Source organism: Achromobacter ruhlandii (genome assembly GCF_002082135.1).
Taxonomy (GTDB): domain Bacteria; phylum Pseudomonadota; class Gammaproteobacteria; order Burkholderiales; family Burkholderiaceae_B; genus Achromobacter; species Achromobacter ruhlandii.
On the sequence record NZ_CP017433.1, the window covers coordinates 1,711,076 to 1,724,379 of the forward strand.

Here is a 13,304-nt window from a genome sequence, read left to right on the forward strand (position 1 = left end):
GTTTCACCATGTCCAGTTCCGCCGTTCCCGCCCCGGTCACCATGCTGGTCACCCGGCACATTGCGCCCGAACGCTACAGCGATTTCCTGTCCTGGATGCGCCAGGGCGAGATCCTCGCCGCCGGCTTTCCCGGTTTTCTCGGTTCGGGCGTGCTGCAACCGCCCGAGGGCGGCGACCAGTATCAGATCGTGCTGCGCTTCAATGACGAGGCCAGCCTCAATCGCTGGGAGCAATCGTTGCCGCGCCGCATGTGGCTCGAACGCGGCGCCGCGCTGGTGCGGGCCAGCCACGCGCGCCGCGTCAGCGGCATGGACAGTTGGTTCGGTCCGCAGGGCAACGCGGGCGCGCCGCCGCGCTGGAAGCAGGCCGTGAGCATCTGGCTGGCGTACTTTCCGGTGCTGCTGGCGTTCACCTTGCTGGTGAGCGAACACCTGAGCGCACTGCCGGTGTTCTGGCGCGCGCTGATCACCAGCGTGACGATGACGCCGGTGATGGTGTTTGTCTGCATTCCGTTCGTCACGCGCCGGCTGGAGCGCTGGCTGCGGCCGCACTGACGCGGCCGCGTATCGCGCCAGCGCCATCACGCCGCCTGCGCGCGGCGCGTGGCATACAGCCGGTGCAGCGTGATCTTGCGCACGGCGGCCTGGCTGTCGCCGATATGCGCCGCAAGCAAAGCCGTCGCGCGTTCGGCGTCGCGGGCCAGGATGGCGTCGAGGATGGCGCCATGTTCGGCGTAGGTATGGGCGATGCGGTCGGGCTGGGTGAAGTCCAGCCGCCGCACGATGCGGATGCGCTCGGTGGCGGCGCGGTGCACGCGCGCGATTTCAGGATTGCCGGCGGCGGCCACCAGGTCCGCATGGAAGCGCTCGTCCAGGTCCGCCAGCCACTCGCCATCGCCGGAATAATGGGCGCTGTCCACCAGCCACGTATCCGCCAGCGGCTGCAGCGCGCGCAGCGGATCGGGCACCTGGCCCGGCGCGCATAGCGCGCGCACCGCCGCGATCTCCAGCACGCTGCGCAGTTCATAGAAGTGATCGAGCGTGTCGAAGTCCAGCGGCTTGACCAGCCAGCCATTGCGCTGGCGCACCTCCAGGTAGCCCTCGCGTTCCAGGCGGAACAGGGCTTCGCGCACCGGCGTGCGGCTGACCCGCAGGCGGTCGGCGATTTCTGTCTCGGTGAAGCGGTCGCCCGGCGCCAGGCGGAAATCCAGGATGTCGCGCTTGAGCGTGCCGTAGGCGGAATCGGCCAGGCTGCGGGGCGTGTCGATGACGGCGAATGCGGAATCCATGGACGGCCTCGGTTGTGGCGGGTCAGGGGAGGGGACGAACGGCGGCAACGCCCGCCTGTTCCAGCCGCCGCGCGGCCAGCAGGCAATCGGCCTCGCGCCACGGCGCGGCGATCAATTGGACGCCCAATGGCAGGTGCGCGTCGGCGCCAATGCCCGGCCAGGTGGGCGCGGCGCACACCGGCAGGCCAAGGCAGGAGATCGGCTGCGTCAGCAGGCCCATGCTGGCGCGGGCGGGCAGTGACTGGCCGGCCAGGGCCAGGGTCTCGGTGCCGATGGCGGTGGCGGGCACCGGCGTGGCGGGGGCGATCAGCACGTCGTAGTGCGCGAACAGCGCCATGGCCTCGCGGTAGACGCGGTGGCGCACCCGTTGGGCCTGCTGCACCCAGGCGGCGGGCACCAGGCTGCCGGCGACCAGGCGATCACGCGAATGGGGTTCGTAGTAGTCATAGTGCGTGACCAGGCGGCGGCGGTGCAGCGCGCCGCCCTCGGCCGCGGTGATGACGAACGCGGCGGCGCGCGCCTGTTCGGCGCTGGCCAGTTCGACGACCTCCGTGGCCGCCAGCGCGCGCGCGGCCAGTTGCACGGCCTGGCGCGCCTCGGGGCCGGCCCAGTGCGCGAAGTAGCCGCCCAGCACGGCCACGCGCAAGGGGCGGTCCGAGCCCAGATCCGCCAGTACGGGTTCGACGGGCCGTTGGGCGCAGGCGGCATCTTCATCGTCAGCGCCTTGCAGCGCATCGTAGACCGCGGCCAGGCTGGCCGTGTCGGTCGCGAACGGGCCCAGGTGGTCGAGGCTGCCGACGAACGGGAACGAGCCGGTGCGCGGCAGGCGGCCAAAGGTCGGCTTCAGGCCGAACACGCCGCACAGCGAGGCTGGCACGCGGATCGAGCCGTTGGTGTCCGAGCCCAGCGTCAGCGGCACCAGGCCGCCGGCCACCGCCGCCGCGCTGCCGCCCGAGGAACCGCCGGCGATGCGGGCGGGATCGTGCGGGTTGCGGCTGGCGCCGTAGTGTGAATTCTCGGTGGTGAAGCCGTAGGCGTGCTCGTCCATGTTGAGCGCGCCCACCAGCACGGCGCCGGCATCGCGCAGCCGCGCCACCAGGGTGGCGTCGCGCGGCGCGGGCGGATTGGCGGCGTTGACGCGGCCGCCGGCCAGCGTCACCTCTTCGGCGGTGTCGAACAGGTTCTTGACCGCGTACGGCACGCCGGCCAGCGGCGGCAGGGATTCGCCGCGAGCCCGCCGCGCGTCGATGGCGGCGGCTTCCTGGCGCGCGCGGGTTTCGGTGATGGCGGTGAAGCAGTTGTAGCGCGCATCGGCGGCGCGGATGCGCGCCAGCGTGGCTTCCAGCACGGCGCCTGCGCTGCGCTCGCCATTGCGGATCTGCCGCGCCAGGTCGAGGACGGCGCCGTTCACGGGCGGAACACCGAGGCCGATTCCAGCTCCACCGGCAGGGCCTCGTCGATGAAGCTCGAAGCGATGTCGTGGATGCGCGTGAACTGCCGCGCCACCTCGGTCGCGGCCGGTTCGCGCAGGGCATAGCCGGCCAGCGCCAGCGCGCTGCGTACGTATTGGTCGATGGTTTCCTGGGTCATGGCGGACTCCGGTGGATCGGAAGGAAAAGACGGGCTATTTGCGGACTTCGCGCTGGAAGATCTCCAGGCTCAGTTTCTTCATGCCGATGAAGCTGGGCTCGGACAGCGTCTCGACCGTGCGCGGCCGGGCGTCGCCGTAGTCCAGGATCTCGGCCACGCGGGTGGGGCGCTTGGTCAGCAGCAGCACCTGGTCGGCCAGGTACACGGCTTCCTCCAGGTCGTGCGACACCAGCAGCATGGTGGTGCCGGTCTGCATGAAGACCTCCTGCAGCTTTTCGCGGATGAACAGCGTCATCTCGAAATCCAGCGCCGAGAACGGCTCGTCCAGGAACAGCACTTCCGGTCCGGGGGCCAGCGCGCGCATGATGGAGGCCGTCTGCTGCTGGCCGCCCGACAGCTCGTAGGGATAGCGCTTGAGGTCGAACTTGACGTCGAACGAGGCCACCAGCTCTTCCACGCGCGCGTCCACCTCGGCTTTGCCGCGGCCTTCGAGGCGCAGCGGGTAGGCGATGTTGTCGATGGTGCGCAGCCACGGGAACATGGCCTCGCGGTAGTTCTGGAAGACGTAGCCGATCTTGGTCTGGGCCAGCGACTTGCCGTCGAACAGGATCTCGCCGGCATCGATGGGGATCAGGCCCGCGATCATGTTGATCAGGGTCGATTTGCCGCAGCCGTTGGGGCCGAACACCGAGACGATCTTGCCCTTGGGGATGTCGAGGTTGAAGTCCTCGTACAGCGGCCAGCCGGCGAAATACTTGGTCAGGCCGCGGATGGTGATGTGGGTGCCGGCCGGACCCGGCTGGAACGGCGCGGGCGTGGGGGAGGGGGCGATGACGGGGTTGATGACGGTGGACATGATTATCGGCCGCTCCAGTGGACCACGCGCTTTTCCAGCACCAGAAAGAGGATGTTGAGGACGTAGCCGAGCGCGCCGGCGGCCAGGATCGAGGCGTACATGTCGCGCACGTTCAGCACCTGCTGGGCGTTGATGATGCGGTTGCCGAGCCCGCTGTCCGAGCCGATGAACATCTCGGCCACGATCACGATGACCAGCGCCATCGATACGCCGCTGCGCAGGCCGACGAAAGTGGGTTGCAGGCTTTCCCAGATCAGCACGTCCTTGAAGATCTGCCAGCGCGAGGCCCCCATCACCCGCGCCGCCATCACGCGCTGCTTGCGCGCATTGATGACGCCGTAGGCGCTGTTGAACAGGATCACCAGCACCGCGGCGAAGGCGGCGATGGCGATCTTGTTCATGTCGGTCACGCCGAAGATCATCAGGAACAGCGGGATCAGCGCCGACGACGGCGTCGAGCGGAAGAAGTCCACCAGGAATTCGACGCTGCGGTAGGCTTTTTCATTGCTGCCCAGCAGCACGCCCAGCGGCACGCCGATCACGCCGGCGATGACGAAGGCCTGCAGCGTGCGGCTGACCGAGGCCAGGAAGTCGCCCAGCAGCGGGCCGCCGGCCATGCCCTTGGCCAGGGCCACCAGCGTGGCGCCAGGCGTGGGCAGCAGCACCGGGCTGACCAGTTGCAGGCGCACCACCAGGTCCCACACCACGTACAGCGCCAGCGGGCCGATCAGCGGCAGCAGGCGCGCGGCGGTCCAGGTGCGCGGCGGGCGCGAGGCGGGGGCGGTTTTGCCCGGCGACCCGGCGGCAGGCAGGGCGGCCGCCGACGCGACGGCCGCGTGGCTGGCGCCGCCGGCCGGGGCCGCGCTGGCGCGGTTGGCGTTGATCGCGTCCATGGCTCAGCCCTTGTACAGCATCGAGGCCACGTCCACCTTCTGCGCGAAGATGCCCTTGTCGGCGAACAGGTCGAAGAATTTCTGGAAGTACTGGATGTCGCTGGGGGTGAACTCGTTGTAGAGCGTGTAGGCGGCCAGCGGCACGGCTTCGGTCATGGGGCCTTCGATGGCGGTGTAGCCCTTCATGAAGGGGCGCGCCTCGTCGGGCTTGGTGCGGATCAGCTCGATGCCGCGGGCGTAGGCGGCGATGAATTTCTTGCTTTCCTCGGGATGCTTCTTCAGGAACGCGGTGGTCAGCGAGGCCGAGCCGCCGAACCACGGCGCCATCGGATCGCCCAGCACGTATTTGGCGATCACGCCCGCCTCGAGCACGCGGGTGGTGCCGTTCAGGCGCCCGACCGTGCCGGTGGGCTCGAGCGTGTAGCACGCGTCCAACTGGCCGGCGGCGACCGCGGCGACGTGCTGGCTGATCGCCAGCTCGACCACGGTCGCCCCGGTTGCGCCGGCGCGCTCCAGCACTGCTTTGGCCAGCGTGGCATTCTGGATGCCGGGTCCAGAACCGACCTTTTTCCCCTTGAGGTCTGCGATGGATTGGATGGGACTGTCTTTCGCGACGATGAACTCGTCCAGCACGTTCTTGGCGTTGCTGGGATTGGAGGCGAAAATCTTGAACAGGCCGGGCGAGGCGATCTCGCCGATGGCCAGGTTGGCCGAGCCGGTGCCGTTGGCGCTGCCGTCGGCGCGGCCCGCGAGCATGGCTTCCATGACCTGCTGCGCGCCGGCGAACTTGAGCGCCTCGACATTCAGGCCGGCTTCCTTGAAGTAACCCTTTTCGATGGCGGCATAGAACGGCAGGCCGGCCGCGACCGGCCAGTAGCCGATGCGGATGACCGGGCCCGATTGCGCGCGCACCAGGGCGGGCGCGGCCAGCGCGGCGGCGCCCAGCGCGGCGCCCTGCATCAGCCGGCGGCGGGTGGCGTTGAAAGCGAAGGGCGCGGGGCGGTCGGTCATGCGGGACTCCTGGTCGGGAAAAGAATGGGCGCTTGTAGACAAGCTTGCATACCAGTCCTTCAAGCAAGACCCGTGCCAACCTTCGCGGACCCGGTTTTTCGCCATGATGGGGCGATCCTGGCGCCTCGCGTGAACCAAGCTGGTGCATGTGGCACCGACAGGGGGCGCGCCTGGCGTCGTGGCGCGGCCGGCCCGCCAGGCGTTAGGATGTGCACAGGCCGGGGCTGCCGCCCCGCCGTTATCGGAAGGGCGCGTCATCGGGCGCGCCGTGGCGTGGATATGAATACCCGTTTTGTCGAAGCATTCCTGTGGTCCGCCCGGCTGGGCAGTTTTCGCGCGGCCAGCGACCGCCTGCACATCACGCAGGCCGCGGTGGCCAACCGCATCGCCTCGCTCGAGGAGGACATCGGCGCGCGCCTGTTCGAGCGCGACGCCAAGGAGCTGCGGCTGACGGCGGTGGGCACGCGCCTGCTGGACTATGGCGAGCGGCTGATGCAGTTGCGTCAGCAGATCCTGTCGCTGGGCCGCACCGGCGACGAGGTGTTCGGCCTGGTGCGCATCGGCGCCATCGAGACCGTGGTGCACACCTGGCTGATCGGCTTTTTGACCAACCTGCGTTCCACCTATCCGGGCATCGAGGTGCAGTTGACCTCGGAGACCACCCGCGCGCTGCACCGCGGCCTGCGCGAAGGCACGCTGGACATCGCCTTCCAGACCGACCTGCTGACCGATACCGGCGTCATCAGCACGCCGTGCCTGCCGATGGAGATGGGGTGGGTCGGGCCGGCCGGCGACGAGGAATCGCTGTCCGTGCAGCAGTTGCTGAGCGAGCCGGTGCTGACCATGAGTCCCGGCTCGCAGCCGCACGAGGCCCTGAAAGGGCTGTTCCGCGAAGCCGGCCTGCCCTTGGGCAAGGTGCATTGCGTCAGCTCGATCTCGGCGCTGGCGCGGCTGGTGCGCAGCGGCTTTGGCCGCGCCCTGGTGCCGCTGCCGCCGATCTACGAATACGTGGCGCGCGGCGAGGTGCAGATGATCCGCTGCGACGTGCCGGTGCCGCCGCAACTGCTGGTGGTGAGCTACCTGGAGGGCGCCGGTTCGGATGCGATCCGGCTGGTGGCCGAGCTGGCCTGCCGCGCCTCGGATCAGTACACCGCGTCGGTCACGCCGCCAACATTCGGGTCCGCGCAATAGCGTTATCCCTAGGTCGGCTTTCAGTAATTCTGTTGCCGGCGCGAAAAATTACTCGTTTGTCGGAGTTGGCCCCGCCGGCCGAAGATGAATCCCTTCCGTTATCGAAGGGATTTTTCTTTCCATGAGCCAAGCCTCCACTCCGTCCACGCCCCACGGCATGCTGTTCGTCGCCTGCGACGTCGATCCCGCCTTCGAAACCGATTTCAACCGCTGGTACGACCGCGAGCACGTCGAAGAGCGCGTGCGCATCCCCGGCTTCCTGTCGGGCGCACGCTATTTCTCGCGGTCCGGCGGCCGCAAGTACCTGGGGCTGTACCGCACGGCATCGCTGGGCGCGTTCACCACCGCCGACTACCGCGCCGCCTTCGAGCGCCAGACGCCGTGGTCGGTGGCCAACCTGGACCGCATGCGCGACCCGATGCGACGCGTCTGCGCGGTGCAGGCCGTGACCGGGTTCGGCAGCGGCAGCCACATTGCCGTGCTGCCGCTGGTGTTCGGCGGCGATGCCGGGGCGCTGGTGGCGCGGGCGGCTGAGGCGGGCGCGGCGCTGGCGCAGGTCGATGGTTTCGTTCAGTCCTATTTGTTGGCGCCGGATGCGGCCTTGAGCGGTCCCTTGCCGCGAGAATCCACCGAGAACCGCCGCCTGGATCCGCTGTTCGTGGTCGAGGCCAGCTCGGCCGGCGCCGTGCAGGCCCTGGCCGAACAGGCCGCCGGCGCCTTCGGCATCCGCGCCAGCGATGCCTGGCAACTCGAACTGGGCTGGAAGCTGGCGGCCGCCGACCTGCGCTGACACGGCGCCGCCGTCCACACACATCACGAACATGGGGAAACACAATGGCTGAAAACACCTTGCGCGCTCCGGCGGCCGCCCACGGCGGCGCGGCGCCGGACAAGATGAAGAAACTGGCGATGGCCAGCTCGGTCGGCACCACGCTGGAGTGGTACGACTTCACGATCTACAACCTGATGGCGGCGCTGGTATTCAATGCCATCTTCTTCCCGTCGTTCGACCCGCTGACGGGCACCATCCTGGCGTTCTCGACCTATGCCGTGGGCTACGTCTCGCGGCCGCTGGGCGGCTTCGTCTTTGGCCACCTGGGCGACCGCCTGGGGCGCAAGTTCGTGCTGGTCGCCACGCTGGTGATCATGGGCGTGTCGACGGGCCTGATGGGCATGCTGCCCACCTATGCCAGTTGGGGCGTGTGGGCGCCGGTGGCATTGGTGGCATTGCGCTTCATCCAGGGCGTGGCGCTGGGCGGCGAGTGGGCCGGCGCGGTGCTGCTGTCGATGGAGCACGGCAAGCCCGACCAGCGCGGTCGCAATGCGTCCTTCACGCAGGTCGGGCCGTCGTGCGGCACGCTGATCGGCACCGGCTTCATCGCGCTGATCTCGCTCTGGCTCACGCCCGAGGAATTCCAGGCCTGGGGCTGGCGCGTGCCGTTCATGTCGAGCGTGGCGCTGGTGCTGTTCGGCCTGTGGCTGCGCCGCGGCGTCGAGGAAACGCCGGTGTTCCTGGAAATGGAACAGAAGCGCGAAACCGCCAACACCCCGATCAAGGAAGTGCTGGTGCAACACTGGCGCCAGTTGCTGGTGGCCGGCGGCTCGCGCATCGGTTCGGACGTGCTGTACGCGCTGGTGGTGGTGTTCACGCTGACCTACGTGACCACCGTGCTGCACCTGTCGCGGCCGCTGGCGCTGGGCGCCACCATGCTGGGCGCGGCGCTCAACGCCATCGCCGTGCCGCTGTGCGGGCATCTGTCGGACAAGATCGGGCGCCGTCCAGTGTACGTGGCCGGCGCGGTGCTGGGCATGATCTGGGCCTTCGTGTTCTTCACGCTGATGGACACCGCGCATCCCATCGCGATCTGCGCCGCCGTGGTGGTCGGCCTGCTGATCCACGCGATGATGTACGGCCCGCAGGCGGCCTTCATCACCGAGCAGTTCCCGGGCCGGGTGCGCTACGCCGGGTCGTCGCTGGCCTACACGCTGGCCGGCATCGTCGGCGGGGGCTTCGCGCCGCTGATCATCGCCAGCCTGTTCAAGTCGTGGAGTTCGACCGTGGCGGTGTCGCTGTACGTGGCCGCCGCGCTGGTCGTGACCGCCATCTCGGTGCTGGCCGCCAGGGAGACCGCCAAGGCGCCGCTGCAACGCTGAGCGCGGGGCCGGTCTGGCCGGCTTCTCCTGCCTGCGCCCGGGCTTGCCCGGGCTTCTTTGCGTCCGTTCCGCGCGCGGCTGTCTGATCGCCGCTGCGGCCGCGAGGCCGGGAAGCGGCGGGGCGGGGCGCGTTTTCATGCCTTTTTATTCGGAAAAACGTCAGGTAGCTGACTTTATTCTGAATAACAAACGAAAATTGTTTACACTCGCATCCACAAAATTCAAGTGTGGACGAAGCCGCCGCGGGGCGGATTTCGTCCAAGTTACGGGAGAAAGTGATGCGCAAGTTGTTGTTGGGGGCGGCGCTGGCCGTCGCGGCATTCGGGGGGACGGTTCACGCCGCCACACAGCCCAAGGCCGTGGTGACGAATTATTCGGACCTGGCGCTGGCCGGCTATGAAGACGCGCTGACCTCCGCCAAGACGCTGCGCGAAGCCATCAACGCCCTGGTCGCCAAGCCCAGCGCGGACACGCTCAAGGCCGCCCGCCAGGCCTGGCTGGATGCGCGCGTGCCGTACCAGCAGACCGAGGCGTTCCGCTTCGGCAACCCGATCGTCGATGACTGGGAAGGGCGCGTGAATGCCTGGCCGCTGGATGAAGGCCTGATCGACTACGTCGACGCCTCCTATGGCACCGAGAACGACGAGAACGCCTATTACGCGGTCAACGTCATCGCCAATTCCAGGATCTCGGTGGGCGGCAAGACCGTCGATGTCAGCGAGATCACGCCCAAGCTGCTGTCCGAGGTGCTGCACGAGGCCGACGGCAACGAGGCCAACGTGGCCACCGGCTACCACGCCATCGAATTCCTGCTGTGGGGCCAGGACCTGAACGGCACCGGCCCGGCGCCGGCCGACCGCAAGGGCACGCCGCAGGAACGCCACGCGGGCAACCGTCCGCACACCGACTACGACGTCAAGCAGTGCACCGGCGGCAACTGCGAACGCCGCATCGCCTACCTGAAGGCCGTGACCGACCTGCTGGTGACCGATCTGGAAGAGATGGTCGGCAACTGGAAGAAGGACGGCGCCGCGCGCAAGGCCGTGGAAGAAGATCCCAAGGCCGGCCTGGTGGCGATGCTGACCGGCGTGGGCAGCCTGTCGTACGGCGAACTGGCCGGCGAGCGCATGAAGCTCGGCCTGATGCTGCACGATCCCGAGGAAGAGCATGACTGCTTCTCGGACAACACCCACAACTCGCACTTCTACAACCAGATCGGCATCCGCAACGTCTACCTGGGCGCGTACACCCGCGTCGACGGCAAGCAGGTGGCGGGCGCCAGCCTGTCGGAGCTGGTCAAGGCGCGCGATCCCAAGCTGGACGCCGAAGTGCGCGCCAAGCTGGACGCCACCGTGGCCGCGATGCAGGCCATGAAGACCCGCGCCGAGACGGTCGAGACCTACGACCAGATGATCGCGGACGGCAACAAGGAAGGCAACGCGGTGGTGCAGGCCGCCATCGACCGCCTGGTCGACCAGACCCGCAGCCTGGAGCGCGTGATCGCGCTGCTGGACCTGGGCAAGGTCGCCATCGAGGGTTCCGACAGCCTGGACAAACCCGACGCCGTATTCAAGTGAAGCTCGTATTCGCCGCCGTACTGGCGGCGTCGGCCCATGCCGGCGCCGCCGCCGCTCCCACCGCGCCCGCCGGGCGCGACGACCTGAGCGCCGAGGACCTCAAGCGGGTCCTCGCCATCACCGCGCCGACCCGCGATTTCTCCAAGGCCGAAACCTTCGAGACCATGCAGGCGGGCGCCACCACCACCAACAAGCTCATCAACGCCGACATTTTTTCCCAGCCGTCGGCCAACATGAGCTTCGAGCGGCGCCAGGAATTCCAGGTCGGCAACGGCCTGTTCCGCAAGGACTGGGTCTCCGCGCCGGCCTCCACGCAGGCCTCCGACGGCCTCGGCCCGCTGTTCAACGCGCGGTCCTGCCAGGCCTGTCATACCAAGGACGGGCGCGGCTCGGTGCCGGGCTTCGATCCGCTGGAGCGTCCCGACGCCGTGGCATTGCTGCTGCGCCTGGCGGTGCCTGAAGGCCCGGACCGCGGCCATCCGCGCCTGGCGCCGGGCGAGATCGCGCTGCTGCCCGAGCCCGTCTATGGCGTGCAGTTGCAGAACTTCGCGGTGGCCGGCCTGCCGGCCGAAGGCCGCATGGAAATCGAATACACCCCGGTCACCGTCAAGCTCAATGGCGGCGAGACCGCCACGCTGATGAAGCCGGTCTACCGCATCGACAACCTGGGCTACGGCCCGATGCGCAAGGACACGCAGATCTCGCCGCGGCTGGCGCCGCCGATGATCGGCCTGGGCCTGCTGGAATCGATCCACGAGGCCGACATCCTCGCCAACATCGGCGCCGACAAGCGCGATGGCATCGTCGGCAAGGCCAACTGGGTCACCGACGCGCGCACCGGCCAGCGCGCGCTGGGCCGCTTCAATCTGAAGGCCGGCCAGCCCACGGTGGAGCAGCAGAGCGCCGCCGCGTTCTCCAACGACATGGGGCTGTCGACGCCGCTGTTCCCCAACCACTACGGCGACTGTACGCCGGCGCAGCCCCAGTGCCTCCAGATGCCGCACGGCGCGCAGCCGCGTTTCGGTCCCGAGGAAGTGCCGGCCAAGCTGATGGACTTCGTCACCACCTATTCCACCAACCTGGCGGTGCCGCAGCGGCGCGACGCCGACGACGCCCGCGTGCTGGCCGGCAAGAAACTGTTCTACGAGGCCAACTGCGTGGCCTGCCACGTGCCCAAGTACGTAACCAGCCGCAACGCGAAGCAGGCCGAGCATCGCTTCCAGCTGATCTGGCCGTACACCGACATGCTGGTGCACGACATGGGCGATGACCTGGCCGACGGCGTGTCCGATGGTTCCGCCAACGGGCGCGAATGGCGCACCCCGCCGCTGTGGGGCATCGGCCTGACCAGGACCGTCAATCCCACCGCCACCTGGCTGCACGACGGCCGCGCCCGCACGCTGCTTGAGGCGGTGCTGTGGCATGGCGGCGCGGGCCAGCCGGCGCGCGACCGCGTGGTGGCGATGACGCCCGAAGAACGCGCCGACCTGATCCGTTTCCTGGAGTCGCTGTGATGGCTATCCTCGTTGCACGCTGGCGCGCGCCGGCCCTGGCCGCCGCGCTGGCGCTGGCCTGGCCGCTGGCCGCCGGCGCCGAATTGCCCGCCGACCTGGGCGAACGCCTGGCGCACGGCTACGCGCGGCCGGCCGCCGCCGGCATGGTCGCCGCCGCGACCGATCTGGACGACGCGCTCGGCCAGTGGTGCGACAAGCCGGATGCGGCCGGCGCCAAGCGGGTGCAAGCGGCTTTTGCCGACCTGGCGCTGGCGTGGGCGCGGCTCGAACCGCTGCGCTTCGGGCCGTTGGTGCAGGCCAACCGCTACGAGCGCCTGGCGTTCTGGCCCGACACGCGCGGCGTGATGCCGCGCCAGGTGCAGGCCGTGATCGCCGCGCAGGATGCCGACCTGCTCAAGCCGGGCGCGCTGGCCGGCCGCAGCGTCGCGGTGCAGGGGCTGCCGGCATTGGAATTCGTGCTGTATGGAGACCCGGCGCTGCTGGCGCAGCAAGGCGCGCCCACCTTTGCCTACGCCTGCGGCTACGCCCGAGCCGTGTCGGCCAACGTCGCCGCGATCTCGCGCGACGTGGCGCAGGCCTGGGATGCCAAGGCCGACTTCGGCCGCCAGTTCGCGCAGCCGCGGGCGGGCAACGATCTGTACCGCGATCCGCAGGAGGTGGCGGCCGAAGCCATGAAGGCGCTGTCCACCGGGCTGCAGTTCGCGCGCGACGTGAAGCTGCTGCCGGTGCTGGGCGATTCGGCCGACGGCGCCCGGCCCCGGCGCGCCGCGTTCTGGCGCAGCGGGCTGTCGACGCGCACGCTGGCCGCCGGCCTGGAGGGCCTGGCGGCGTTCTATCAGGCGGGCGGCTATGCCTTGCCCAAGGGCGAGGACTGGATGGCGGGCGCGGTGCTGGCCGAAGTGGGCAACGCGGCGCGCGCGCTGCGCGAGGCGCCGGCGCCGCTGGAGCGGGCGCTGGGCGATGCCGAAGGGCGCCGCCTGCTGGGCCTGGCGGCGTTGACGCTGAAGAACGCCAAGGCCATCGTTGACCAGGACCTGGCGCCGGCGCTGGGCGTGACCATCGGCTTCAATGCGCTCGATGGCGACTGAGCGCGACCGCATGCTGAGCGGCATTGCGCGCGATGCGCCGGCCGGCAATGGGCCGGCGCGCCCCGCGCGGCGCGATTTCCTGGCCTGGGGCGCGGGCGGCGCGCTGGGCGCGGCTTTCGGCTGGCCGCGGCCAGCGCCGGCC

General features: G+C 69.3%; 13 protein-coding genes. 7 read left to right on the top strand and 6 right to left on the bottom strand.

The window, feature by feature from the left end:
* Positions 1-8 precede the first annotated feature (8 nt).
* Complete coding sequence (locus tag AruCF_RS07855; protein WP_049072900.1) at positions 9-554, top strand: antibiotic biosynthesis monooxygenase; 546 nt, start codon at positions 9-11, stop codon at positions 552-554.
* 26 nt (positions 555-580) lie between these two features.
* Here the strand turns inward: AruCF_RS07855 and AruCF_RS07860 are convergent, their stop codons facing one another.
* From AruCF_RS07860 to AruCF_RS07885, 6 genes are read right to left on the bottom strand one after another with little or no spacing between them, the layout of a single operon-like run.
* On the bottom strand, positions 581-1,288 hold the full coding sequence (locus AruCF_RS07860; RefSeq protein ID WP_024069876.1) for a GntR family transcriptional regulator: 708 nt from the start codon (positions 1,286-1,288) through the stop codon (positions 581-583).
* A 22-nt stretch (positions 1,289-1,310) separates the two neighbouring features.
* Positions 1,311-2,699 carry an AtzE family amidohydrolase gene (locus AruCF_RS07865; protein WP_049072901.1) on the bottom strand — a complete coding sequence of 463 codons (1,389 nt, stop codon included), beginning with the start codon at positions 2,697-2,699 and terminating at the stop codon, positions 1,311-1,313.
* Positions 2,696-2,878, bottom strand: a complete 183-nt coding sequence (locus AruCF_RS07870; RefSeq protein ID WP_049072902.1) for a DUF4089 domain-containing protein — start codon at positions 2,876-2,878, stop codon at positions 2,696-2,698. Before AruCF_RS07870 ends, AruCF_RS07865 begins: the two co-directional genes overlap by 4 nt.
* 34 nt (positions 2,879-2,912) lie before the next feature.
* Entirely contained in the window at positions 2,913-3,734 is an 822-nt protein-coding gene (locus AruCF_RS07875; RefSeq protein ID WP_049072903.1) for an ABC transporter ATP-binding protein, read from the bottom strand.
* A gap of 2 nt (positions 3,735-3,736) precedes the next feature.
* The gene (locus AruCF_RS07880; protein WP_235432759.1) at positions 3,737-4,627 is read right to left on the bottom strand and encodes an ABC transporter permease; all 891 of its coding nucleotides are present in this window, start codon (positions 4,625-4,627) and stop codon (positions 3,737-3,739) included.
* 3 nt (positions 4,628-4,630) lie between these two features.
* Positions 4,631-5,638 (bottom strand): ABC transporter substrate-binding protein, encoded by a 1,008-nt coding sequence (locus tag AruCF_RS07885; RefSeq protein WP_049072904.1) that lies wholly within the window; start codon positions 5,636-5,638, stop codon positions 4,631-4,633.
* A gap of 279 nt (positions 5,639-5,917) precedes the next feature.
* Between AruCF_RS07885 and AruCF_RS07890 the strand changes: the two genes are divergently transcribed.
* The 6 genes from AruCF_RS07890 to AruCF_RS07915 all read left to right on the top strand — a co-directional run bounded on the left by AruCF_RS07890 (position 5,918) and on the right by AruCF_RS07915 (position 13,162).
* Positions 5,918-6,829: a LysR family transcriptional regulator gene (locus AruCF_RS07890; protein ID WP_049072905.1), complete on the top strand. Its 912-nt coding sequence runs from the start codon at positions 5,918-5,920 to the stop codon at positions 6,827-6,829.
* Between the two features lie 121 nt (positions 6,830-6,950).
* Positions 6,951-7,619, top strand: coding sequence for a DUF4286 family protein (locus AruCF_RS07895; RefSeq protein WP_049072906.1), 669 nt, complete (start codon positions 6,951-6,953; stop codon positions 7,617-7,619).
* 44 nt (positions 7,620-7,663) lie between these two features.
* Complete coding sequence (locus AruCF_RS07900) at positions 7,664-8,983, top strand: MFS transporter (RefSeq protein ID WP_049072907.1); 1,320 nt, start codon at positions 7,664-7,666, stop codon at positions 8,981-8,983.
* 278 nt (positions 8,984-9,261) lie between these two features.
* Complete coding sequence (locus AruCF_RS07905) at positions 9,262-10,560, top strand: imelysin family protein (protein ID WP_049072908.1); 1,299 nt, start codon at positions 9,262-9,264, stop codon at positions 10,558-10,560.
* A complete protein-coding gene (locus AruCF_RS07910) occupies positions 10,557-12,074 on the top strand; it encodes a di-heme oxidoreductase family protein (RefSeq protein ID WP_049072909.1) in 1,518 nt (505 codons plus the stop codon). The genes AruCF_RS07905 and AruCF_RS07910 overlap by 4 nt, the downstream gene beginning before the upstream one ends.
* Positions 12,074-13,162 (top strand): imelysin family protein, encoded by a 1,089-nt coding sequence (locus tag AruCF_RS07915; RefSeq protein ID WP_080977373.1) that lies wholly within the window; start codon positions 12,074-12,076, stop codon positions 13,160-13,162. The genes AruCF_RS07910 and AruCF_RS07915 overlap by 1 nt, the downstream gene beginning before the upstream one ends.
* Positions 13,163-13,304: the final 142 nt, after the last annotated feature.